This window comes from Shewanella marisflavi (assembly GCF_023283925.1).
Lineage (GTDB): Bacteria > Pseudomonadota > Gammaproteobacteria > Enterobacterales > Shewanellaceae > Shewanella > Shewanella marisflavi.
Window position 1 is genome coordinate 253,548 of the sequence record NZ_JAKIKX010000001.1, and the last position, 23,234, is coordinate 276,781.

The window sequence follows — 23,234 nt, forward strand, 5'->3', positions numbered from 1 at the left end:
GGCCTGAATTGAGTTTCCCAAACTACGTTTGGATTAACGTCGTGGGATTCCATCCCACACCCGGGCAAGGAGGACTGCTCGTCCTCGCCCTCCTTGCATCCACCCTGACGCCCCGACGAAGTTGTTGATCCTCATGCTTCAATGAAAATCGCCTAACGACTCGGATGGGACTCCTGTCCCCCCGAGTCTTAGCCATCGTCCATGATGGCTATACGGCATTTTCATCTACGCATTTCGGCAACTTCGATGGGGATTTCTCGTAGCCACAACCGGCATTTGGTTTTTAAATTGAGTTTGGGTTTAGCACTTAGGTTTTTGTTTGGCCTTGTGGCCATTGATTTATTTTCCAAACTCCGTTTGGGAATGAGAGTCGTGGGATTCCATCCCACACCTGGGCAAGGAGGACTGCTCGTCCTCGCCCTCCTTGCATCCACCCTGACGCCCCGACGAAGTTGTTGATCCTCATGCTTCAATGAAAATCGCCTAACGACTCGGATGGAACTCCTGTCCCCCCGAGTCTTAGCCATCGTCCATGATGGCTATACGGCATTTTCAATAAGCCACGTAGGGATCACAACTTCGTCTGGGGCGCTGGGGGATTTCCAAAAGGGGAGCAAGCGATTTTCCCCTTTTGGTCGGGTGTGGGTTGAAGACCCACGACTTTCATCTCCAAACGAAGTTTGGAAAACGTAAGGCTGCACTCTTGACGTCAGCCATACAAACGAAGTTTGAACAAACCTCTCCTTATGACGTTAGTCATCAAAACGTTATTTAAACCATTGTTAACTGACAATGGTGACACGAATCGTTAGAATAACCCCCAGATTATTCCTATCCAGAGCCAACCCCATGCATGTACATATCTTAGGCATCTGCGGCACCTTTATGGGTGGTCTCGCACTCCTTGCTCGCGCTAACGGTCACAAGGTCACGGGCAGCGATGCCAACGTCTATCCGCCCATGAGCACTCAGCTCGAAGAGCAGGGGATAGAGCTTATCCAGGGCTTCGACCCAAGCCAATTGGGGCAAAATGAAGATGACGCGCCGGATCTGGTGGTGATAGGTAACGCCATGAGTCGTGGCAACCCCTGCGTCGAAGCCGTGCTCAATCGTGGTCTGAAATATACCTCTGGACCGCAGTTTTTGGCGGAGCATATTCTGACCAATCGCTGGGTGCTGGCCGTGTCGGGCACCCATGGTAAGACGTCGACCACCAGCATGCTGGCCTGGATTTTGGAAGATTGCGGCTATGAGCCAGGCTTTTTGATTGGCGGTGTGCCGCAAAACTTCGGTGTGTCGGCGCGCTTGGGTAACTCGCCGTTTTTCGTGGTAGAGGCCGATGAATATGACAGCGCCTTCTTCGATAAACGCTCTAAGTTTGTCCACTATCAGCCACGTACTCTGGTGATCAATAACCTGGAGTTCGATCACGCCGATATTTTCGATGATTTAAAAGCGATCCAACGTCAGTTTAATCACGTTATACGCACAGTACCGGGTCAGGGCAAAATCATCTGGCCGTCGGCGAGTAACGCCGTACGTGAGGTGATCGACATGGGCTGCTGGAGTGAGCAGGAAACCTTTAATCTGATGGCGGGTAGCCCAGGCTGGTACAGCGAGCTGCTAAGCGAAGATGGCCACAGATTCGAGCTGTTTTTCGATGGCGAGTCCCAGGGCGTACTCGACTGGTCGCTTATCGGTCAGCACAATGTAGAAAATGCCACCATGGCGATCGCCGCAGCCCGTCATGTGGGCGTCAAGCCCGCGGCGGCTATCGAGGCGCTGACCCGTTTCGCACCGCCAAAACGTCGTATGGAGCTGATCGGCACGGTAAATGATATCGCCGTGTATGATGACTTTGCCCACCACCCGACGGCCATCGCCACCACGCTGCAGGGCTGCCGCGCCAAGGTGGGAGAGGGTCGCATTCTGGTGGTGCTTGAGCCGCGTTCTAATACCATGAAGCGCGGCGTGCATAAGGATACTCTGGCCGGCTCTATGGCGCTGGCAGATGCCGCCTATCTGTATCAGGCTGACAATATCGACTGGGACGTGGAAGCGGCGATGGCTAAGGCCGAATTACCCGTGACTGTGCTATACCAGATAGATGAGTTGGTGGGCAGGGTTGCAACCGACGCTCGCCCTGGCGACACCATCATAGTAATGAGTAACGGCGGCTTCGGCGGCCTGCACGGTAAGTTGCTGCACAAGTTGGAACTTAAGCTCAAGCGTTAAACTCGCGTCTTAAACGAAGAGAGTAATATGAATTATCCCAAGAAGGCCAAGGCGATCAGCCTGGCCTGGACCGGCGCCTCGGGTGCCCCCTATGGACTCAAGCTGCTGGAATGCCTGTTGATGGCCGATTACCAGGTGTTTTTGATGATCTCCAGTGCGGCGCGGGTTGTGCTGGCGACCGAACATGGCCTGCAGCTGAGCGCCAATGGCGACAAGGCTAAGGCACAGCTACTGGCATTGTTTGCCGAGCAGGGACTCACGCCAAAAGGGGAGCTGCATGTGCTGGGTAAGGAGGAGTGGTTTTCGCCACCGGCCTCTGGCTCGGCGGCGCCAAAGCAGATGGTGATCTGCCCCTGCAGCACAGGCACCCTGGCGGCGGTAGCCACAGGCATGAGCAATAGTCTGTTAGAGCGCGCCGCCGATGTGGTGATAAAGGAGCGCGGTCAGCTGATTCTGGTGCCACGGGAAACTCCCTTTAGCAGTATACACTTAGAGCATATGCTATCCTTGTCTCGTCTGGGGGCGACCATAATGCCTGCGGCACCTGGCTTTTATCATGATCCCAAATCGGTGCAAGATCTGGTAGACTTCATGGTCGCTCGGATTTTAGATCATCTGGGCGTCGACCACGCGTTAACCAAGCGTTGGGGCTATGATAAGCACAGTGCCGACAATCGCGACAATTAACACAAATTTGAGAAGAGTATGAAACACACCACCGAAGTGATGATCTCGGCTGATGAGATTGAACAACAACTGGATATCCTGGCTGCGCAGATCAATGCCCATTACGCCAACAGCGAGCGCCTCTTGATGGTGGGCCTGCTAAAAGGGTCTGTGGTCTTTATGGCCGACCTTTGCCGCCGTATTAAGGGCCATGTTGAGATCGATTTCATGTCGGTATCCAGCTACGGCAACGCCATGACCAGTTCGCGCGATGTGAAGATTTTAAAAGATGTGCAGTCTGACATCGAAGGGCGCGATGTGTTGATCGTCGAAGATCTTATCGATTCGGGTAACACTCTAAATAAGGTGCGTGAGATGCTGATGCTGCGCGCGCCTAAGAGCCTAGCGCTTTGCACCCTGCTGGATAAGCCTGAGCGCCGTGAGGTAGATGTACCGGTCGACTTTATTGGTTTCACCATTCCCGACGAATTTATCGTGGGCTATGGTATCGACTACGCTGAGCAGTATCGTAATCTGCCTTATATCGCCAAAGTCGTACCCTTAGATTAATCGCATTTTAGCAATACCCTAAACTCCTGCCCTGTGCGGGAGTTTTTATTTACTCGCATTTGTCAAAAGAACGGAAGTAACTAATGACCCAAGAGCCATATGCTTTAGTGATTGACTCGCTTAGGAAGACCTACAAGGGCGGTGTCGAAGCGGTAAAAGGGATTAGCCTTAAGGTTGAGGCGGGGGATTTCTTTGCCCTGCTAGGGCCTAACGGCGCCGGCAAATCCACTACCATAGGGGTGATCTGCTCCCTGGTGCAGAAGAGTTCTGGCAAGGTTAAGGTGTTCGAGCATGATATCGACACCCAACTTGAGCTGGCCAAGATGTCTATCGGTCTGGTGCCTCAGGAGTTCAACTTTAACCAGTTTGAGACGGTGCAGCAGATAGTGGTCAATCAGGCCGGTTATTTTGGTGTCTCCCGCGAGCAGGCTTTCGAGCGTGCCGAGAAGTACCTGAGTCAGCTGGATCTGTGGGATAAGCGTAACAGCCCGGCCCGTGCCCTCTCTGGCGGTATGAAGCGCCGCTTGATGATCGCCCGCGCCCTGATGCATGAGCCTAAGTTACTGATCCTCGATGAGCCCACCGCCGGGGTGGACATTGAGCTGCGACGCTCCATGTGGACCTTTTTAACTGAGCTTAACCGCAAGGGAGTGACCATCATCTTGACCACTCATTATCTGGAAGAGGCCGAGATGCTGTGTCGTAACATAGGCATTATCGACAAGGGCGAGTTGGTGGAGTGTACCAGCATGAAGTCTTTGCTCAGCCGCCTGAATATGGAAACCTTTGTGTTTGACCTCAGTGCCGATATCAGCGAGCCGCCATCGCTTAAAGGGATCAACTGCCGTCTGAGCGACCCACACACACTCGAGGTGGATGTGGAGAAGGCCCACAGCATCAATAGCGTATTCGCCCAGCTCACCGAGCAGGGGATCGAGGTGTTGTCGATGCGCAACAAGGCCAATCGATTAGAGGAGCTGTTTGTGGAGTTGGTTGAGCAAGGTAAGGGAGGTGCCAAAGTATGAGCTCGAGCATGAATATGAAGCATGTCTATTTTACCGCCTTTAAGAGCATATTGATCAAAGAGGTGACCCGTTTCACCCGTATCTGGGTACAGACCTTGGTGCCGCCAGCTATCTCTATGACGCTCTACTTCCTGATCTTCGGTAACCTAGTGGGTAAGCGTATCGGCGAGATGGGCGGCGTGAGCTATATGGAGTTTATCGCGCCTGGGCTTATCATGATGTCGGTGATCACCGCCTCCTACTCCAACGTGGCGTCCTCCTTTTTCAGCGCTAAGTTCCAGCGCAATCTGGAGGAGCTTATTGTCGCGCCGGTACCACACTATGTAATGATTGCCGGGTATGTGGGCGGCGGCGTGGCGAGAGGCCTGTGTGTCGGCACCATAGTCACTCTGGTGGCCATGTTCTTCGTTGATATCAGTCTGCACCATGCGGGGCTGGTGGCCCTGACTGTGCTGCTGACCGCTATCTTGTTCGCCCTGGGCGGCCTGATTAATGCGGTGTTTGCCAAGAGTTATGATGATATCAGCATAGTGCCGACCTTTGTGTTGACGCCGCTGACCTACTTAGGTGGCGTCTTCTATTCGCTGACCCTGTTGCCTGACTTCTGGCAAGGGGTATCTCAGCTGAACCCTGTGGTCTATATGATCAACGTGTTCCGCTACGGCTTCCTTGGCTATGCCGATATCAGTATCTCGCTGTCGGTGGCGATCATGGTGGGCTTCTGCGTGGGTCTCTGGCTGGTGGCTTACTACCTGATCAGCCGTGGCATAGGCCTGAGAACCTAACCCTATATAGCCAGATATATTCAATAAAAAGCCCCATGAAATTGGGGCTTTTTTGTGGATGGATTGTGTGTGTGAGGGGGAAGCAGCCTGGTTGTCGCCTCATTGGTCGTCGAGATAGCGCACTATCTCAAACAACTGGCTAATCGACTTGGCGCCGATTTTAGCGCTGCAGAAGTGACCGTTTTGGCAGGCGTACTCACTGACCCAGTCGATAAGCTGGGCTAACGAAATAGGCTCCACCAAGGGGATGAACTCGCCCGCTTGGCAGCGATAGGCTGCGCCCTGACGGTCGATAATAAGCAGGGCATCTTTAGGCAGATGGGCGCTTTCACGCTGCAAGTCATTCTGGTTATCGATAAGTAACAGCTGTTTGTCGCCGCAGACCTTGAGTAATAGGGGAAAGTGGATCATCAGATGCGCGTTGGCGCCTCCTCCGGCTCTATGTCTGGATGCTTCTGCTGGCAGCCTAGGTGATAATAGGCGCCGAGCTTATCTTCTATACCATGGGCTAAGCCAAAGGCATAACCCTTGATATAGATAAATAGATACAGGGGAGCGTCTTGGCCATCATCGTAGGCGGCCAGCGCTTGATGCAGATCTTGATTAATCTGTTGCTGATCTATCTCATATCCCATGTCGGTGGCCAGCTTAGCGCACAGCAGCGGCGCGATCACCTCACTTTGGGTGGTGAGATATTGGGCATGATCGACGAAGCTTTCAATATTGGGTTCCCTAGAGGTACTGGCAGGGCTAATGAACTGGTGGCGCAGATATAACCCCACGAGCAGCAGGCCGATAATAAGCAAGCTCAACTGGGTTTTGTTCATGGCCTTCCTCTTGGTCTTTGGTTAGTTTTGCTCGCCTTGTTTGCTACTTGCCTCTAACGCCGGATCTTCAGCTTCCTCATTTGCGATGCGCTGTTTGTGCTGTTCCAAGGTGGCCATGGCATCGAGATTGAGTTGAATCAAGCCATCGAAGTAAAGGTTCATCTCCTCGAGCTTGGCAAGAAACTCTGGGTCATTCTTAGCCTGTTTTTGCCAATAGCGTTTACGATCCAGCTTCTGTTTTTCACTGGCCCTTAGGATCTCATAATAGCTGTTTTCCTGTTTGAGCCGGTATATTTCGGCATCGATTAGCTGCAGTAATTTTTCTTGGGTAAGAGTGCGCTTGTTTAATAAGGTCTGCAGGGGATCGAGCTTTTCCGCTTTTTGATCACTGTCGGTTTCCGTGGTGATCCCTAGTTGATACTCGATATGGTGCTGTTTGAAATCTTTGGGACAGGAGGTCTGACTAAAGACGATCTTTTCGCCCTTGATGCACTTATAGATGCCGTTGGCTTGGCTCAGGCCGGGAAGCAACAGAAGTGCGATGGCTAGGAGCAGTTTTCCCATGGGGCGATAATTCCTCTATCTGCGTCGAGTCGTGGGCTGACGGTATTAACCTGAGGTGAAATGTCGTCGTAACGACTCTATTCCTTATTTCATCTATCAGGTTTGGCAATACTTAGGCGGGTCGGCTACTTGGGTATCGCGCTATATGACTTGCTAATACTATGGCGCAAGTCACGGATTAACACCAGTATTTTGCATGACGTGTGGGATCTTCGTTTGTTTTGTCGTGGGGGAAAGATAAAAAAACCGCGATGTGAGCTGATGTCACACCGCGGAGTTTGCTTGGGTGGGTTATCTAAACCTTAAATCGGTTGCGACTAACCTATCGGCTACACTCCTCTAGGAGGTAGGCCAGGTGGCGATAGGAGATACCGCTGTGATGTGATAGACCCACTTCACACATACGGTTAGCGTAATAGCCTTCCTTGATGTCCGCAGGGATCAGTTTCTTGATGTTGCGCAGCGCACTGGCGTTCATCTCAGGCTTGTACAAGCCCTTCTCACCCGCATAACCACAACACTCGATGCCTTCAGGTAGCTTAACGCCTGCACTACAGGCATCGGCTAAAGCTTGCATCTTAGGCTCAAGCTTCATCTTACGCGCACTACAACCAAAGTGCAGCGCGACGTTAACCTTCTTGGTGAAGGTCAGTTTAGGCAAGATCTTATCGTGCATAAACTCGACCAAGTCGGTGATTTCCACCTTAGGGTTACCTGTCAGGGTGCGGTAAGTACAAGAGAGGGCATCGACCACAACGGGTACCTTGCCGTTTTCACTTAGTGCGCTTAGTGCATCGATTAGCTCATCGCGCTTAGCATCGGCATTTTTAAAGTCACCCTTAGATTCCCACATCTGACCGCAGCATAGATGACGGGTATTGTCAGGGGTCACCACATTGTAACCGGCACGTTCAAGTAAGGTAACCACGACATCGGGTAGGGTGCGATTGTCTGGGTCTAGTGGTGTTGGACCGAAAGTCCGACCGCCACATGCTGGGAAGTAGACCACGGTTTCTTTGTCTGGAGATGCTGGCGATGGCTTAGGCAGGTTAGCGCCTTTAGCGAAATCAGGATTCCAGTAAGGTACCTCTTTAGACACCATGCGGCCCACTTTCATCAGACCGTTGGTGACGCTGTCGCCGGTGACCTTATGGATGATGTTGAGTATATTGAAACCTGTGCTGATCACCTGGTTTACCGCGCCAAAATGTTTGGCTTGGAAATCCAGTACTTTCTGCTCAGTGGTAGTGATATAAGGTGTACGTAGCTTACGTACCAGATTACCCATGCTGTTGTCTACCGGACAGGCGATAGTACACAGCTGACAGGCCGCGCAGGTGTCGACCACATCATACTTGGCGGCAGCGCGCATCTCTTCTGCGGCTTGCTTGTCGCCAGAGGCGTCGAGACGGGCGATTTCACGTAAAGTCGCGATACGCTGACGTGGAGTGAAGTTGAGCGCAGAGGTCGGGCAGGTCTTCTCACAGAAACCACACTCAATACATCTGTCTACAAAGTCATCGACCACAGGGCAAGGCTTGATGTTCTTAACGTGCACGTTAGCATCATCGTTGAGAATCACCCCTGGGTTGAGCAGGCCTTGTGGATCGAAGATCTGCTTGATGCGCTTCATCAGGGTATAGGCATCGGCGCCCCATTCCATTTCGACGAAAGGTGCTACCGCGCGGCCTGTGCCGTGCTCGGCCTTCATTGAGCCATCGTACTTGTTGATCACCATCTCTGCCACATCTTGCATAAAGGCGTGGAAGCGGTCGATATCTTCCTGTGAGGCGAAGGTCGGTGTGATGATAAAGTGGAAGTTACCCGCTAATGCGTGACCGTAAATCACCCCTTCAGGGTAGCCGTGCTTGTGGAATAGCTCGGTAAGATCGGTCGCGGCATTGGCCAGATGTTCTAGTTCAAAGGCCACATCTTCGATGATAACCGAGGTGCCTTTAGGACGCTCACCACCAATGATCGGGAACAGGCCTGAGCGCATTGCCCAGTACTTGCTGTAAACCTCTGGGTCACGGCTAAAGGTGATAGGACGCTCAGTTTCGATATGAGCCAGTTTGGCGATCACATCTTGGGTGTATACGTCCAGAGTGGCTTCATCGTTAGCACGAGATTCGATAAGCAGAATCGCAGAGCCTTCAGGTAGCTCGCTCAACCAATCAGGCATCCCTTTCTTACCGGTTACGGCTTTAATCGATGCCCAGTCCAGTAGCTCGGCAGCGGCGACGCTGTCAGATTTGATTGGTGGGATGGCACGGGCCGCATCTTCCATGTTGAAGAATACCGCCATGGCAGAAGCCTTGAACTTGGCCTCATCGACCGTGTTATAGGTTACTTCTTCGACGAAGGCCAGGGTGCCTTCAGCGCCGACGATCAGGTGGTTGATCAACTCAAATGGGTCTTCAAAATCCACCAGGGCATTAATGCTGTAGCCTGTGGTGTTCTTGATAGAGTATTTTTTACGAATACGATCGGCCAGTACAGGGTTGCTGCTGGTGAGTTTCGCCAGTTCGGTCAGCTCGGTAAGTAGCTCCTGATGCGACTCTTTAAATGCTGCCTTAGAGCGCTCACAGCCAGTATCTAGACGGGTACCGTCGGCAAACAGTAGCTTAGCCGAGGCGATGGTCTGATAGCTGTTCTGGGCCGTGCCACAGCACATGCCTGAGGCGTTGTTTGAGACGATACCGCCAACCATGGCTGATGCCAGAGTCGCTGGGTCGGGACCAATCTTTTTGTTGAAGGGCTTAAGTACCATATTGGCGTCGCTGCCAATGACTGCCGCGCCTAATGAGATTCGAGTGTGATCATCGCTAACGGCGATCTTTCTAAAACCATCATGGCCCAGGATCAATAAAATCCCTTCGCCAATCGCCTGACCAGACAAACTGGTACCAGCTGCGCGGAAGGTGACTGGGGCATTGTGGGCTCGTGCCACTTCTAGGGTGCTTTTCGCATCCTCTAAGGTTTCGGCGTGTACCACTACCTCAGGGACGATACGGAAATAACTGGCATCTGTTGACCAGGCAAAACGACGCACTGCATCGTCTGTTACTGCTTCATTACCGAGTTTTGCGCGTAAATCTGCGACTACTGCTGAATAATTAATCGACATAACATTACTCTTTTAGTTGACCCACAGAAAGGCGGGGTCATCACTTCCGCCTTTCTCGAGTTATCTGCTATAGACCGCCCCATAGGCTGGCGATAGTACCTGCAATCAAGGCATAACCCAGAGCGACTGGCATTGTTTTACGGATAATTTCTGATTCACGGCCTGCCATACCCACTACGGTAGCGGCAGCAACTACGTTCATCACACACATCATGTTACCCGCGTTGGCACCTATACCCTGAAGGGCTAGGACTAACGCGTGGTTCATACCGATGTTGTCGGCAACACTATATTGTAGACCCGAGAACATCATGTTAGAGAAGGTTGCAGAACCTGATAGGAAGGCACCGAAGATACCTACGATAGGTGACATCCAGGCCCAGATAGCGCCCATAGAGCCTGCAAGCATGTCAGCCAGAGCTACCGGCATAGACTGTAGACCCGCTTCGTTTGTCCCTGAGTTTAGGAAGATCTTAACCATAGGCACTGAAGCGCCTAGAGAGATGATAGTCGGTAGCATTGACTTGCAAGAGACAGTGATTGACTCTTTGATGGCTGGTGACTTCATCTTAAAGAGCACGAAACCCAGTATACACACTAGCACAAAGAAGGCGCCCGGGGCGTACAAGGTCGCGAAACCGGCTTTCAGTTCGGTGCCCAGCAGGTTAGTCCAGCTGATGTTAAAGCTGGTCAACCAAGACTTAAGCGGTGCAACGGTACGTGACAGTACTAGCAGACCTGCCATGATGATATACGGAGTCCAAGCGGCAACCTGAGAGAATTGTGCCTTTGTCTCAATCTTAGCTTTGCCTTCTTGGTTATCATTTTCAGCGAAATCGTTCCAAGGTGTCTCAGGCAGTAGCAGACCTTTACGAGCTACTGGGATCACAATGGCCATACCGACAAGCGCACCAATTACAGATGGGAACTCAGGACCGGCGAAGAAGTTGATCAACCATGCTGGTACAGTAAAGGCAAGACCGGCGAACAGGGCAAACTTCCAGATAGCCAGACCTTCTTTGAAGGACTTGTTACGACCGAAGAAGCCTGTCAGTACTGCAACCAGTACAAGCGGGATTAGAGAACCTGTGATCAAGTCGATAGTGATCATGTGCAGTGCAATAAACTGCGCATAGTCAGCGAAACTTGTACCATGCTGAGCGATCTGCTCGGCAGCCATGCTCACACCGCCTTGCATCAGACCCTGCTCCATACCGAAGAGGACTGGTAGACCGATGGCGCCAAAGGAAACACTGGTGGAGTCGGCGATAAGGGCAACCACGGCGGCGGCGATAGGAGGTACGCCTAGGAGAACCAATAATGGCGCGCCGATGGCAGCAGGGGTACCGAAACCGGCACTGCCTTCAATAAATGAACCAAACAACCAACAGATAATGATCACCTGAACGCGGGCATCAGCACTGATATTGGTAAATCCTGCGCGGATAGTATCCATGGCCCCTGAGTATTTCAGGGTATTAAGCAGGAATACAGCACCGAAGATGATGCTGAGTGGGGTGAGGGCGGAGAGTAGCCCTTCAACCACGGAGGCACCGAGTATGGTGGTATCCATTTGCCAGATAAAGACGGCGGCAAGGCCGGTCATTACCATTGAGATGGGCATGGCGCGCGATGCAGGCATCTTGAGTAGCACCAAAAATAGCATAACGCTGATTACAGGCGTCAAACTGGCGAGTAGTTGAAGTAGGGTCATGATTGCCTCTTACTGTCGTCACTTGGTAGTTTTAATTTGTCGATGCTGACTCGTCCGATGCAGCATAGTGTGTTGGGGGAAAGCTATTCCTAAATGGAATCGGTTTATCCTTGATGCGTAATAAACGCTAATTCATCAAATGCAAATATGATCTAGATCATTATGTGCTGATTATGTGAGATGGAGTTAGATGTGTGTGAACTTAGTCTGACGCCTTAAACTAGAAATGTGACACAGGTCACTGGGCGGCGAGGTCAGTTATAACTTTTCGGAACTAATAATAGGTTTATTAGCCAAAAAACAGGTATTTTAAAGAGTAATTACTCTAATTAGGTCTCGAAAGTGGAAAAATCTGATCTGATAATTTCAGTTTAGAAGCTAATCGTTTCGGTGACGCTCTTGGGTCACTGTGACCCATGTCACCTTGCAACTCCTATGTGGAGAAGTTGAATTCTTGGTAAATAGGTATTACCACTTGCTTTCAGTGTATTAGGTTCGATAAGTGGTAATCTGTCTGAATCTTATGTAAATGAAATGCAGGTGATCTGGATCAGGGTCACTTTTTTGAGCTTTCCTCATATACGTAATTTATTTTCCAAATTTTGCGCAAATAATGGCCAGGGTTGTGAGCCGATTTGGTGCGCAGCCAATGAGTTAAGAAGGATATTTGCGTGTAAGTTGCCGCGATTTGGTGCAGAGATGGGGGAGAAGCGAGGTAAAAAAGAGATGAGGGCCAAAATCGGCTTCATCTTAGAGAGCTAAAATGAAGCCGTTAAGGTTAACGCTTATCGCTGAAAACAGAGGTTATCGATCAATCGCGTGCTACCCATGAAGGCAGCGGCTAAGATCACTAACTGCTTGTCATCATCACCGACGGCTTGCAGGTTAGCGGCGTTACGCACCGACAGATAATCAGGCTTGAATCCAGCCTGGTGCAGTTGCTCCTGAGCGCGCTGCACTACATTAGGGATAGCTTGACCAGCCGTGATCGCCTCAGCCATCTCATCCAAGGTGCGCTTTAGCTGAGCCGCTTGCTGTTTCTGCTCCTCACTGAGGTAGCCGTTGCGCGAACTCATCGCCAAACCTGAGTCTTCCCTGATGGTATCAACGCCAATGATTTCAATAGGCAGGGAAAGATCTTCTACCATGGCCTTGATCACCATGAGTTGCTGAAAATCTTTCTTACCAAATAGCGCCACGTCAGGTTGGACGATATTAAATAGCTTACAGACTATGGTGGTGACACCGCGAAAATGACCCGGACGACTGGCACCACATAGTTCATCCGATAGCCCTGGCACCTCAACAAAGGTCTGCTGATCCATTCCCTTGGGGTAGATGATGGCAGGCGTTGGCGTAAACAGCAGCTCGGCACCGGCAGCTTCGAGAGCAGCTTGATCGGCGGCTAAAGTACGTGGATAGGCGTCCAGATCTTCGTTTTGCCCAAATTGCATCGGATTAACGAAGATAGAGACCACCACGTGATCGGCCTGTTTTAGCGCCTCGGTGACCAGGGTGATGTGCCCCTGATGCAGGTTGCCCATGGTGGGGACAAAAGCCACTGTCTCGCCAGCTCTTTTCCACTGACGCACCTTACTGCGTATCTCGGCGATATCTTGGGTGGTGTACATGTTACTGCTACCTTAATTTAGCTAAATGTATGCTCGGCAGCGGGGAAGACCCCCTTGTCGACTTCTTCGATATAGGCGCGAATCGCGCTGCGGATCTCGCCGGTTTGAGCCAGATAGTTTTTCGAGAAGCGAGGAATATAGCCGCTAGAGATCCCTAATACGTCGTGCATGACCAGGATCTGACCGTCTGTGTCAGCGCCTGCGCCAATACCGATAACCGGAATCGTTAGCGCCTCTGTGATGCTTTTCGCCAGTGCAGCCGGGATGCATTCGACCACCAATAGCTGAGCACCTGCCGCCTCGATAGCCTTGGCTTCATCGATAATGCGCTGGGCGTTGTCGGCATCTCGCCCCTGAACCTTAAAGCCGCCAAAAACATGTACAGACTGAGGTGTGAGTCCTAAGTGAGCACAGACGGGAATGCCACGTTCGGTCAGCTTGGTTACAGTCTCAAGTAGCCAGTGGCCGCCCTCTAATTTGACCATGTTGGCGCCTGATTGCATGAGCACTGTGGCGTTGTTCATCGCCTGCTCTGGCGTAGCATAGCTCATAAACGGCATATCGGCGATCAACAGAGAGCGCTTGATACCGCGGCGCACGCAGCGGGTGTGATAGGCAATATCTTCAATGGTGACCGGCAGGGTGTCGTCATGACCCTGCAACACCATGCCTAACGAGTCGCCCACGAGGAGGACGTCTATCCCTTCGCTGTCGAAGGCGCCGCCGAAGCTGGCGTCATAGGCGGTGAGTGCAGTGAACTTCTTACCTTCCTGCTTGAACTTCAGCAGGGTAGAGCTGGTTATTTTGGACATAATGCTGGTCTTAACTTTGATTTAGAAAAGGATTCGGCCTAGGGTCTGTTTACCTTTCAGGTTTAATTTTTGTTCAATCTAAAAGCGTTTTGCTCTAGGCGCGTGCTGTGCCGCTTAGTTTTTCTATGCAAATAGCACGCAACGCAGGACAAGGCGTGTTTAGATGAACCCTTAGGGCAGCTTTTGCAGTCCATTTCTACGGCGTTATCGCCCGTCTATGTAGAATAACTACATTACACAGGCTCTGCCTGGTATAAATCGTCTACAAAATGCTGGAAAACAAAACAGTAAAGGTCAACAGACTCTACAGTAGTGTGCTTTATAAGCTAACTGGCGCCTAAGTTCAATGATCCAGGGCGAGTTGTTGAACTTGGCTCTTAAGTTCGGGGCTGATGAGTGATGCTAGTGGGGTACCACAAGGAAGGATCAGTTCAGGAGACAGATCGTACAGAGGGATCAGCACGAAGCTGCGACTCTTCATGCCGTAGTGCGGCACCTTAAGACGGGGAATATCCAGCTGCCAGTCACCATAGAGCAGCAGATCCAGATCTAAAGTTCTCGCGCCCCAACGCACTTGCCGCACTCTGCCCTGTTCGTTTTCGATGGCTTGTAAAGCATCGAGTAGCGCCAATGGTGCGAGCATAGTCTGAAAGCGAGCCACCCCATTGAGGTAGTCCGGCTGCGGCACATCACCCATAGGGGCACTTTGGTAATAGGGGGAGACGCTCACCTGTCCGTCGCTTGCCAGGGATTTCAGTGCCTGACAGGCTTGATCCAATTGGTCTTTTGGGGACGCGAGATTGGCCCCCAGTGCGACGTAGACAATGAGCATTATTCGGCTTTAGGTGCTTTCTTTGGGCTGCGACGACGGCGGTTGTTGCGGTTGCGGCTGCCTTTATTGACACTGCGGGCAATCACGCTTCGCTGCTCTTCGTTACCTTCGACAAAGCTCTTCCACCAGGCGGCGGATTTGGCGACATTGCCACCTTCGGCTTCTGCTCTGAGTAGCAGCAGATCATAGGCGGCGCGGAACTTAGGATGCTCGATAAACTTAAAGGCGCGGGTGCCCTGGTTACGGTCGAATCTCAGTTGCAGCTGCCAGATATCTTTTGCCGGTGTGCTGAATCGACGGGGAATACTGATGGTGCGGCATTGCTGCTCCATCACGTCGCCCATTGCAGCGTAGAAGGCATCATATTGGGTTAGGCCACTTTCCAGCGCGATATCATCGGCTCTTTGGCTCAGGGGATACCAAAGCATGGCGGCATAGAAGAAGGCCGGAGTGACCGACTTGTCAGCCTGGACGCGCTCATCAGTGTTGCGCATGATCGCCTTGACCAGTTTATTAACCGGTCCCTTAGGATCTTCCTCTAACAGGTTATCGACCAGCGGGAAGAGGGGGGCGAACAGGCCAAAGTCGCGCATCATGGCTAGGTTGTTTTCTGCCTGACCGTTAAAGAAGAGTTTAAGCACCTCTTCATACATACGGGCGGCGGGAATATCTTGAAGCAGCGGCGCCAGTTCATAGATTGGCTCACTCGCGGCCTTATCTATGTTCATCCCCAGCTTTGTGGCGAAGCGCACGGCGCGCAGCATGCGCACAGGGTCTTCACGGTAGCGTTTTTGCGGATCGCCAATCAGGCGCAGGGTACGAGACTCGAGATCTTGTAAACCGCCGCCATAGCTGTGGATGGAGAAATCGCTGATGTCATAGTAGAGGGCGTTGACGGTAAAGTCGCGGCGCTCGGCATCTTCATCTATGGTGCCATAGACGTTGTCGCGCAGTAGGCGCCCTTCAGCATTGACCTTAGAGATCTTCTCGCCACTATCAACATGGTGCCCACGTAGGGTGGCAACTTCGATAACATCGCGACCAAAGACGATATGGGCCAGGCGGAATCTGCGCCCAACCAGGCGACAGTTGCGAAACAGCTTCTTAATCTCTTCCGGTGTGGCATTGGTGACCACATCGAAATCCTTTGGCTCGAGACCGAGGAGGATGTCACGCACGCCACCACCCACCAGGTAGGCTTTATAGCCAGACTTGTGTAGACGATAGAGTACCTTAATAGCGTTTTCGCTAATTTGCTTACGAGAGATTGCATGGTGTTTGCGTGCAACTATCTCTAGGCTTAGTCCCGCTTGTGTGGTTTCTGTGGTGTTTTGATTGTCGTCAAAAAGCTGCTTACAGAATTGACTAATACGGCGAAAAATAGGACACCTCGAACTTGGATCTTGAGTTAGGGTTAAAACTAGGCCGCTATGATAACCCAAATATGGGTTAAAGAGTATACCCGGGCTTTCCCGGTCAACTGGGTTTCGTGACGGCGGTTAGGTTTTGCATTTCACTACTTTAGCGCATCGACTTAAGCGCCTTGCGGCAGAATGATCTCCTGCTGACACGGGATCCGCTTCAGGTCAAATTGGCTGATGGCCTGGGCTAACATGGTTTCAACTTGGTCGATATCGCAAGGAGCTTGCCCCAGAAAGGCGAGCGCGGCATTGATACTGGCCTGAGGCGCCTCGATATCGATCGCCGGGGCATGATTCTGTTTTGAGAGCTTCATCCCAGGTTGGGCGCAGGCCAGTGGCAGATGTAGCCACTTAGGTGCCGTTTCGCCAAATAGCTCAAAGAGCGTGGCTTGGCGGGCGCTGGAAGTAAGCAGGTCGGCGCCGCGCACCACTTCGGTGATCCCTTGAAAGGCATCGTCCATGACCACCGCCAGCTGGTAGGCGTAGAGGCTGTCGCGGCGCTTGATAATAAAGTCCTCAGCCGCAAAGTCTGGTTCGACCTGGATAGGACCCAGTAACTCATCATTAAAATGGTCTATGGCCAAGGTATTGTGAATGCGTATCGCGCCTTCAGTATGTTTAGGCATGCGCGCAGAGCAGCGGCCATCATAGGTGCCGCCCATCGCCTGGATCTGTTTGCGGGTGCATTGGCAAAAGTAGGCTTTGTCCTGCTGAACTAATGCGTCAAGCTGTGCCTGGTAGGCGCCTAGGCGATCGCTTTGATAGAGCACGGCGTCGTCCCAGTGCAGGCCATAGGCATCTAGAGTCTTGAGGATAAGGTCGCTGGCACCTATGACCTCTCTCGGGGGATCGATATCTTCGATGCGCACCAACCATTTACCTTGGTTTGCGCGGGCGCGTAGAAAGCTACCTAGCGCGGCAATTAAGGAGCCAAAATGCAGTGGACCCGAGGGGGAGGGGGCGAATCGACCAACATAGGTCTTTGTGCCGGTGGCTTGGGGCGCGACGGCTTTGGGCATAGTGGTTTGAGTATTTGGGGGTTGAGAGTGGTCTGCTTGAACTATCACGGCAAAACCTTTAACGACACATCATAAAAAAGCGGGGCTAAGCCCCGCTTTACGCCAGATTAACCGGCCATCTGTTTCTCTTTGATCTCGGCGAGCGTCTTACAGTCGATACAGAGATCGGCCGTTGGACGAGCTTCGAGACGGCGGATACCGATTTCGATACCGCATGAATCACAGAAACCGAAATCGTCGTCTTCGATCTTCTGCAATGTCTTTTCAATCTTCTTGATCAGCTTACGCTCTCTATCACGGGCGCGTAGTTCAAGACTGAACTCCTCTTCTTGAGCCGCACGGTCGACAGGGTCTGGGAAGTTAGCCGCTTCATCTTGCATATGATTCAGGGTGCGATCCACCTCTTCACGGAGCTGACTACGCCAAGCATCGAGAATTTTTTTGAAGTGACCCAGTTGAGCGGTATTCATATATTCCTCACCTGGTTTTTCCTGGTAAGGATCTACACCTGCGATAGCGAGCACGCCAAGTTTTTTAGTGCCTTCAGGCATAACGCATCTCCTGTTAATCATTTGCGTTGTAGGGCGTCTTTATTAAAGGCCGATATCTATATCAGAATCTGATATACCACGCAAATTTTTTAAGCTGTCATAAGTTTATCTTTTGACTATGTCCTCTATTACGCATTAATTCAACTTTTACCTTCTATTTACAACTTGACAGGGCAGGATTTAATCAGACTGGCACCACTTGGGGATAATTTACTGCTGTAGGCTAGGATCTCCACCCCATTTTGGTGGGCCTGAGTCAGAAGCTCGGCGTAGTCTGGGTCGATATGTTTGGCGGCGGCCACCGAGGTGATCCCCGTGTGTTGCACCACAAATAGCAGTACCGCTCTGTGGCCTTGCTTGACCATCTCCATCAGTTCACGCAGATGTTTTTGTCCCCGAGTGGTGACCGCATCGGGAAAGTAACCCTGGCCCTCTTCTAATAAGGTACAACTTTTGACTTCTATATAGCAGGCGGGTTTGCCCTCGCTCTGCAGTAATAGATCGATGCGGCTATTCTCACTGCCATATTTTACCTCGCGGCGCAGGGTGTCGTAGCCGCTCAGATCGGTAATCACGCCCGCCTCAATCGCCTCAGCCGCCAGGGCATTCGCGCACCCAGTGTTGATCCCTATGATGTGGCCCTCATCTGAGGCCGCTTGTTCCCAGGTATGGGCATATTTGCGTTTGGGATTGTCAGAGGTGGAGAACCAGACGGGCTCGCCGGGATAGAGGCAGTTGCGCATCGAGCCCGTGTTAGGACAGTGGATGGTGATCTCTGAGCCATCATCAAGTTGCACATCGGCGAGGAAGCGCTTGTAGCGTCTGAGCAATATTCCCTGTTCAAATGCGGGGGTAAAAATCATCTTGTCGACCTTATTATGCTGCTTATTATTTCTGTGGCTGGGTTTGGCGTTGGTTTGCTATCTCTATCTGGTAACAGACCACGGCTGAGCGCAGCGATTCTACCTTATTTAGCATTATGCTGTCGCATCGCCCTGCTGGCACAGGGGTAATGGGGTTGATTTAAGCGATTAGATAAAGGCCCATGATTGGCGTTATACTTGGCGCCATTATAAGGCGGAGCCGCTAAAGGTTTCGCGACTCTCTGTACAGAAAAGGAATAACTATGAGCGATGTGATGAAGATTTATCTGACCAGCGATGCACCAGCAGCCCATTGGGGCAGCGCAGATGTGACCTTTACGGCGGGCCAAGCCAATATCCATCTGCAGGCGGGCGATCAGCTACGTCAGGTGCAGCAGGCGGCGCGTAAGCTACGCAATCAAGGGATTAACGAGGTGGCATTAGAAGGTGAGATCTGGGATCTTCACACTCAGTGGGCCTTCGCCCAAGGCTTTGCTACGGCCAAGCAGATAGGCAAGATAGCCTGGACTGGCGACGACGCCATCAAGAAAGTGCTGGACGACAGACGCGACAGCGCGGCCTTCGCCAGGCAGTTGATCAACGAGACTCCTGAAAACTTGGCGCCGGTGACCCTGGCGAATCAGGCTGCCCAGTGGCTGACTAAAGTCGGTGGCGACAAGGTGAGCTATCGCATCGTTGAGGGTGAAGCCCTGCTGGAAGAGAAGTGGATAGGCATTCACTCTGTGGGCCGCGGCAGTGAGCGTGCGCCTGCGCTGCTCGAACTGGACTATAACCCACTGGGTGAAGACGCTCCTGTGTCGGCGGCGCTAGTGGGTAAAGGGATCACCTTCGACTCAGGCGGTTACAGCATCAAGGCGTCCGAAGGCATGCTGGGGATGAAGTGCGACATGGGCGGCGCGGCGACAGTGACGGCAGCGCTGGGCCTGGCGATCAAGTCTGGTCTGAATAAGCGTGTCAAGCTGTTCCTCTGCTGCGCCGAGAACCTGATCAGTGGCCGTGCCTATAAGCTGGGGGATATCCTCACCTACAAGAATGGCGTCTCGGTTGAGGTGGTAAACACAGATGCCGAGGGGCGTTTGGTATTGGCCGATGGCCTGCAAGCCGCCTGTGAGACAGGTGCACCGCTGGTGATCGATGCCGCGACCCTGACCGGTGCCGCCGTGATGGCCGTGGGGACTCAGTACAACGCCATCTTCTCGCCAAGTCGTGAGTTGATTAACCGCACCCAAGAGAAGGCTTCATCTGTCGCCGAGATGGTGTGGCCACTTCCCCTCGATCCTTGGCACAAAGAGATGTGTCCATCTGCCTATGCCGATACTGCCAACAGTCGTCCGGTCAAAGGTGGCGGAGCTGGCGGTGCCTCAAACGCTGCCGGTTTCTTGTGGCGCTTTGTGTCGGATGACACTCAGTGGCTACATATGGATCTGGCCTCGGCCTTTGCCGATTCGGCCAATGGCTTGTGGGCGGCGGGGGCGACCGCTCACGGCGTGTTAACCATTGCCGAGTTGCTGCAAGACTAAGCTAAGCAGTAGTGAATGAGAAAAACGCGCCAAGGGCGCGTTTTTTTATGTAAGTGTCCAGGAGGCCAATATCTCATATTGCACGCCTTGCTCACTGCTTTGGGAGTGATATAGATGCAGGGCATGGCCATTGAGGGTAAGACTCGGGGATTTGATATCGGGCAGTGCCTTAGCCTTACGCATCAGGGTGATATGAGGCTGGAAGCTATGCTCACTGGTATGTAGCCCGAGTTGCTGCGCCAAACGCTGACATAGGTTAAACAGGGAGACTAGTTGCGGGTCTCGCGCCTCGCCTTTGAGGCAGAGGATCTTCGGCTTGTCCCAATGCGCTAGCGTGTTGAGCGTCACTTCAAAAGCCGGCAGCCGGCGTTGGTGGGCGAGCCGCGCTAAGGTTTCGCTTAGGGCCTCTTGCTGCGCCGCGCTACATTGGCCGAGAAAGGCTAGCGTCATATGCAGATTGTCTCTAGGGACTATGCGCCCTTCGCCACCAATGTTTGCCTGCAGCTGAGTCAATGTGTCGAGCTGAGCAGCATTGGGAGAGATGGCAAGAAAGAGTCGTTTCATGGGTCTATCACCTGGTTGCCGATAAAGGCCAAAGTGTGTTACAAAAATACAAAGCGAATAATATTCTATTTGTTTGATTTTAAGCGAGTTATTTCGTCAATGCTGCATGAGTAGCTAAATGTGTCCTGTTGTCGCGTACTACTAGTGTTTACAACTTAACCTATGGGTAATTCTATGATTTCTGACTATAATCAGTGTCTGTATCAGATTAGCCAATCTAAGGATTAGATAGTATATGTCATCCGATACGCAACACGGATCTCGATCGCTCGAGCAAACTCTTGCTTATTTGTGCGAGCATGATCTTGAAGAGGAACTGCAGCTAGTGTTGCAGGAACTTGCCATCGATAATAATTGCGATGGCTTGTTTTTGTTACGTATTGGCAAAGGCCGTCTGCCTGTGCAGATTGAGGCTATGTATCAGTCTGATACATCCATCTTCAGTAAGCGCGACGCCGAATTGTTACTCAGCCGGGTGGCCAATAATCGCCACCTGCATTCCTATACCTCGCTGCGCGAACCGGCCATCGTTGAAGATGTGGCGGCCGCTATTGACGATGACGATAGTCGTGTACGCCTGAATCAGGCCAAGATCCGTAGTGTATTGCTTTTACCCGTCGGTGGGATCAAGCAATATATTTTCGGGGCTTACCGCTACAACTGCGAAGGACATTGGCCAGAGCTCGTCAGGCAAAAACTATTGTTGGCGGGAAATTTACTGGGTCTGGCGCAAGAGGTGACGCATCAGCGATTAGCGGCCAAGAATAATGAACTGGTCTGTATCGAACATCTCTATCGCCTACCTATTCCCTGTGTGCATGTCGGTGCCGATGATAGGGTGATACGTTTTAATCAGAGCGCATCTGAAACCTTGCGTGTAGAGACGCTACAGCGAATAGAAAGTCTGGTACCTGCATTAGCTCAAAAACGCTTTCTCGATACCATGAACCTGGTTAAAGATCAGGTGCTTGAGCAGTCGAGCTGCGAGGTGCCGCTCAAATTTTCCCCCAATGAGGTCGATTCCAAGGTGACCTTTCTCTCCCTCTCAGGGGAGGATGGCCCAATACTCATGTTGGTTGAGCCCGTGAAAGAGGTGGTGGAAGTCACTGATGAGCAGCGACTCTCGCTGAACTTTGATAGCTTAACTGGCCTGCCAAATCGCGCCTATTTTGAGGCTATCTATGATCTGTCCAATCCCTGTGACTGTGAACGTGCCACCTTTGTTGGTTTCATTAATATAGACAGATTTCAAATAGTCAATAATGTCAGTGGCCACAGGGCTGGCGACCATTTGCTGTGCCAGTTGGCCTCTCGCTTGAGCCAGTTGGTGCGCAAGGAAGATGTGGTTGCCAGGCTAAGCGGTGATGAATTTGGCATTTTAATGCCTAATATCGATGGGAAGATTGCCGAGCAGGTGGCAGAACGTATCTGTCAGGCGTTGGCTAACCATGAATTTAGCTGGGAAGGGCGTAAACATTGCGTGAGCGTTAGCATGGGAGTGGCCCGCTGCGAGAGTGATATAGATTCGATATCGGATCTGCTGCGGCGCGCCAGTGCCGCCTGCCGCTTGGCCAAGGAGAAGGGCGGCAACGCCTGGTATTTCTATAGTGCTCAGGATCCTGTGGTAGAGAAGCTCAATACCGAGATGAGCGCCTCGGTGGATATCATTGGCGCCCTGGCTAACGACAGATTTGAGCTCTTTTATCAGCCCATAGAACCCCTGAGTGTGAGTGACGAAGGCTTACATCTGGAGATCTTGCTGCGGATGCGATCTGCCGATGGCGAGCTGATCGCGCCGGGGATCTTTCTGCCCGCCGCCGAGCGCTTTAACCTGGTGGCCAAGCTGGATCGCTGGGTGATCGACAAGCTGCTGCGCTGGGGCAGTGAACATATCGATATCTGGCAATCTTTGAGTATGGTATCGGTTAACCTCTCGGCCTTGTCGATCGGTGATAGCGAATTTATCAATTGGCTGGAGATGCGTTTGCTGGGCGAGCCCGAACTGGTGGCCAAGCTCTGCTTTGAGATCACTGAGACGGCGGCGGTCAGCCAGCTGGATCAGGCGACGGAGTTGATCAGCATGGTGAAACCCATGGGATGCAAACTGGCGCTGGATGATTTTGGCTCAGGTTTCTCAAGTTTTGCCTATCTCAAGCTGCTCGATGTGGACTATGTGAAGATAGACGGACAGTTTATTCTACAACTGTGTGATGACAGGGCGGATCAGGCGATCGTCTCGGCCATCTGCCAACTTGGCCGCGACATGGATTTTGAAATCGTGGCGGAATTTGTCGAGTCGGTTGAAGTGGCCAAACATCTGGCGCGCTTGGGCGTCGAGTATGGTCAAGGCTATGGCATTGCCCGGCCGACATCCTTGGCGACCTTGAGTTCGGGTGAAGGCCTGCATTGGTATCGCCAGCTCTATTGTGAATAGATGTTAACCTTATAGCGCCCTTTAGCCGAGGCGCGTATGTTTAGTTTTGCCTT

20 protein-coding genes are annotated in these 23,234 nt (G+C 52.0%); 7 read left to right on the forward strand and 13 right to left on the reverse strand.

Annotated features, from left to right (window positions below; translation table 11 throughout):
• Positions 1–849: 849 nt before the first annotated feature.
• From mpl to L2712_RS01140, 5 genes are all read left to right on the forward strand, one after another.
• Positions 850–2,235 carry a UDP-N-acetylmuramate:L-alanyl-gamma-D-glutamyl-meso-diaminopimelate ligase gene (gene mpl / locus L2712_RS01120; protein WP_248976630.1) on the forward strand — a complete coding sequence of 462 codons (1,386 nt, stop codon included), beginning with the start codon at positions 850–852 and terminating at the stop codon, positions 2,233–2,235.
• Positions 2,236–2,262: 27 nt separating this feature from the next.
• A complete protein-coding gene (locus L2712_RS01125; protein WP_088905438.1) occupies positions 2,263–2,922 on the forward strand; it encodes a flavin prenyltransferase UbiX in 660 nt (219 codons plus the stop codon).
• Between the two features lie 18 nt (positions 2,923–2,940).
• The gene (gene hpt, locus L2712_RS01130; protein ID WP_033537836.1) at positions 2,941–3,471 is read left to right on the forward strand and encodes a hypoxanthine phosphoribosyltransferase; all 531 of its coding nucleotides are present in this window, start codon (positions 2,941–2,943) and stop codon (positions 3,469–3,471) included.
• An 83-nt stretch (positions 3,472–3,554) separates the two neighbouring features.
• Complete coding sequence (locus L2712_RS01135; protein ID WP_033537837.1) at positions 3,555–4,496, forward strand: ABC transporter ATP-binding protein; 942 nt, start codon at positions 3,555–3,557, stop codon at positions 4,494–4,496.
• A 14-nt stretch (positions 4,497–4,510) separates the two neighbouring features.
• Positions 4,511–5,281 carry an ABC transporter permease gene (locus L2712_RS01140; RefSeq protein ID WP_033538003.1) on the forward strand — a complete coding sequence of 257 codons (771 nt, stop codon included), beginning with the start codon at positions 4,511–4,513 and terminating at the stop codon, positions 5,279–5,281.
• Between the two features lie 99 nt (positions 5,282–5,380).
• Here L2712_RS01140 and L2712_RS01145 read toward each other — a convergent pair whose 3' ends face one another.
• The 12 genes from L2712_RS01145 to sfsA all read right to left on the reverse strand — a co-directional run bounded on the left by L2712_RS01145 (position 5,381) and on the right by sfsA (position 18,642).
• Complete coding sequence (locus L2712_RS01145; RefSeq protein ID WP_248976631.1) at positions 5,381–5,692, reverse strand: DUF4144 domain-containing protein; 312 nt, start codon at positions 5,690–5,692, stop codon at positions 5,381–5,383.
• A complete protein-coding gene (locus tag L2712_RS01150) occupies positions 5,692–6,108 on the reverse strand; it encodes a hypothetical protein (protein ID WP_033537839.1) in 417 nt (138 codons plus the stop codon). The genes L2712_RS01145 and L2712_RS01150 overlap by 1 nt, the downstream gene beginning before the upstream one ends.
• A gap of 21 nt (positions 6,109–6,129) precedes the next feature.
• Positions 6,130–6,672 (reverse strand): DUF4124 domain-containing protein, encoded by a 543-nt coding sequence (locus L2712_RS01155; protein ID WP_248976632.1) that lies wholly within the window; start codon positions 6,670–6,672, stop codon positions 6,130–6,132.
• Positions 6,673–6,994: 322 nt separating this feature from the next.
• On the reverse strand, positions 6,995–9,799 hold the full coding sequence (locus L2712_RS01160) for an FAD-binding and (Fe-S)-binding domain-containing protein (protein ID WP_248976633.1): 2,805 nt from the start codon (positions 9,797–9,799) through the stop codon (positions 6,995–6,997).
• 67 nt (positions 9,800–9,866) lie between these two features.
• The gene (locus tag L2712_RS01165; protein WP_088905433.1) at positions 9,867–11,513 is read right to left on the reverse strand and encodes an L-lactate permease; all 1,647 of its coding nucleotides are present in this window, start codon (positions 11,511–11,513) and stop codon (positions 9,867–9,869) included.
• Between the two features lie 785 nt (positions 11,514–12,298).
• The gene (gene panC / locus L2712_RS01170) at positions 12,299–13,144 is read right to left on the reverse strand and encodes a pantoate--beta-alanine ligase (RefSeq protein ID WP_033537843.1); all 846 of its coding nucleotides are present in this window, start codon (positions 13,142–13,144) and stop codon (positions 12,299–12,301) included.
• Between the two features lie 17 nt (positions 13,145–13,161).
• Entirely contained in the window at positions 13,162–13,956 is a 795-nt protein-coding gene (gene panB, locus L2712_RS01175) for a 3-methyl-2-oxobutanoate hydroxymethyltransferase (RefSeq protein ID WP_248976634.1), read from the reverse strand.
• A gap of 343 nt (positions 13,957–14,299) precedes the next feature.
• Positions 14,300–14,788 carry a 2-amino-4-hydroxy-6-hydroxymethyldihydropteridine diphosphokinase gene (gene folK / locus L2712_RS01180; RefSeq protein ID WP_248976635.1) on the reverse strand — a complete coding sequence of 163 codons (489 nt, stop codon included), beginning with the start codon at positions 14,786–14,788 and terminating at the stop codon, positions 14,300–14,302.
• Positions 14,788–16,230 (reverse strand): polynucleotide adenylyltransferase PcnB, encoded by a 1,443-nt coding sequence (gene pcnB, locus L2712_RS01185; protein ID WP_248976636.1) that lies wholly within the window; start codon positions 16,228–16,230, stop codon positions 14,788–14,790. Before pcnB ends, folK begins: the two co-directional genes overlap by 1 nt.
• Before the next feature lie 92 nt (positions 16,231–16,322).
• Complete coding sequence (gene gluQRS, locus L2712_RS01190) at positions 16,323–17,228, reverse strand: tRNA glutamyl-Q(34) synthetase GluQRS (protein WP_248977056.1); 906 nt, start codon at positions 17,226–17,228, stop codon at positions 16,323–16,325.
• 107 nt (positions 17,229–17,335) lie between these two features.
• Entirely contained in the window at positions 17,336–17,779 is a 444-nt protein-coding gene (dksA, locus tag L2712_RS01195; protein WP_011866925.1) for an RNA polymerase-binding protein DksA, read from the reverse strand.
• Between the two features lie 158 nt (positions 17,780–17,937).
• Positions 17,938–18,642 carry a DNA/RNA nuclease SfsA gene (gene sfsA / locus L2712_RS01200; protein ID WP_248976637.1) on the reverse strand — a complete coding sequence of 235 codons (705 nt, stop codon included), beginning with the start codon at positions 18,640–18,642 and terminating at the stop codon, positions 17,938–17,940.
• 263 nt (positions 18,643–18,905) lie between these two features.
• On the opposite strand from sfsA, the gene pepB reads away from it, so the two are divergent.
• A complete protein-coding gene (pepB, locus tag L2712_RS01205) occupies positions 18,906–20,183 on the forward strand; it encodes an aminopeptidase PepB (RefSeq protein WP_248976638.1) in 1,278 nt (425 codons plus the stop codon).
• A 45-nt stretch (positions 20,184–20,228) separates the two neighbouring features.
• On the opposite strand, the gene thpR is transcribed toward pepB, so the two are convergent.
• On the reverse strand, positions 20,229–20,747 hold the full coding sequence (gene thpR, locus L2712_RS01210; protein WP_248976639.1) for an RNA 2',3'-cyclic phosphodiesterase: 519 nt from the start codon (positions 20,745–20,747) through the stop codon (positions 20,229–20,231).
• A 235-nt stretch (positions 20,748–20,982) separates the two neighbouring features.
• On the opposite strand from thpR, the gene L2712_RS01215 reads away from it, so the two are divergent.
• Positions 20,983–23,181: a putative bifunctional diguanylate cyclase/phosphodiesterase gene (locus L2712_RS01215; RefSeq protein ID WP_248976640.1), complete on the forward strand. Its 2,199-nt coding sequence runs from the start codon at positions 20,983–20,985 to the stop codon at positions 23,179–23,181.
• Positions 23,182–23,234: the final 53 nt, after the last annotated feature.

Bases quoted from the DNA above. Each gene is read 5' to 3' on its own strand.
- mpl (WP_248976630.1), top strand. From the start codon at position 850: ATGCATGTACATATCTTAGGCATCTGCGGCACCTTTATGGGTGGTCTC.
- L2712_RS01125 (WP_088905438.1), top strand. From the start codon at position 2,263: ATGAATTATCCCAAGAAGGCCAAGGCGATCAGCCTGGCCTGGACCGGC.
- hpt (WP_033537836.1), top strand. From the start codon at position 2,941: ATGAAACACACCACCGAAGTGATGATCTCGGCTGATGAGATTGAACAA.
- L2712_RS01135 (WP_033537837.1), top strand. From the start codon at position 3,555: ATGACCCAAGAGCCATATGCTTTAGTGATTGACTCGCTTAGGAAGACC.
- L2712_RS01140 (WP_033538003.1), top strand. From the start codon at position 4,511: ATGAAGCATGTCTATTTTACCGCCTTTAAGAGCATATTGATCAAAGAG.
- L2712_RS01145 (WP_248976631.1), bottom strand. From the start codon at position 5,692: ATGATCCACTTTCCCCTATTACTCAAGGTCTGCGGCGACAAACAGCTG.
- L2712_RS01150 (WP_033537839.1), bottom strand. From the start codon at position 6,108: ATGAACAAAACCCAGTTGAGCTTGCTTATTATCGGCCTGCTGCTCGTG.
- L2712_RS01155 (WP_248976632.1), bottom strand. From the start codon at position 6,672: ATGGGAAAACTGCTCCTAGCCATCGCACTTCTGTTGCTTCCCGGCCTG.
- L2712_RS01160 (WP_248976633.1), bottom strand. From the start codon at position 9,799: ATGTCGATTAATTATTCAGCAGTAGTCGCAGATTTACGCGCAAAACTC.
- L2712_RS01165 (WP_088905433.1), bottom strand. From the start codon at position 11,513: ATGACCCTACTTCAACTACTCGCCAGTTTGACGCCTGTAATCAGCGTT.
- panC (WP_033537843.1), bottom strand. From the start codon at position 13,144: ATGTACACCACCCAAGATATCGCCGAGATACGCAGTAAGGTGCGTCAG.
- panB (WP_248976634.1), bottom strand. From the start codon at position 13,956: ATGTCCAAAATAACCAGCTCTACCCTGCTGAAGTTCAAGCAGGAAGGT.
- folK (WP_248976635.1), bottom strand. From the start codon at position 14,788: ATGCTCATTGTCTACGTCGCACTGGGGGCCAATCTCGCGTCCCCAAAA.
- gluQRS (WP_248977056.1), bottom strand. From the start codon at position 17,228: ATGCCCAAAGCCGTCGCGCCCCAAGCCACCGGCACAAAGACCTATGTT.
- dksA (WP_011866925.1), bottom strand. From the start codon at position 17,779: ATGCCTGAAGGCACTAAAAAACTTGGCGTGCTCGCTATCGCAGGTGTA.
- sfsA (WP_248976637.1), bottom strand. From the start codon at position 18,642: ATGATTTTTACCCCCGCATTTGAACAGGGAATATTGCTCAGACGCTAC.
- pepB (WP_248976638.1), top strand. From the start codon at position 18,906: ATGAGCGATGTGATGAAGATTTATCTGACCAGCGATGCACCAGCAGCC.
- thpR (WP_248976639.1), bottom strand. From the start codon at position 20,747: ATGAAACGACTCTTTCTTGCCATCTCTCCCAATGCTGCTCAGCTCGAC.
- L2712_RS01215 (WP_248976640.1), top strand. From the start codon at position 20,983: ATGTCATCCGATACGCAACACGGATCTCGATCGCTCGAGCAAACTCTT.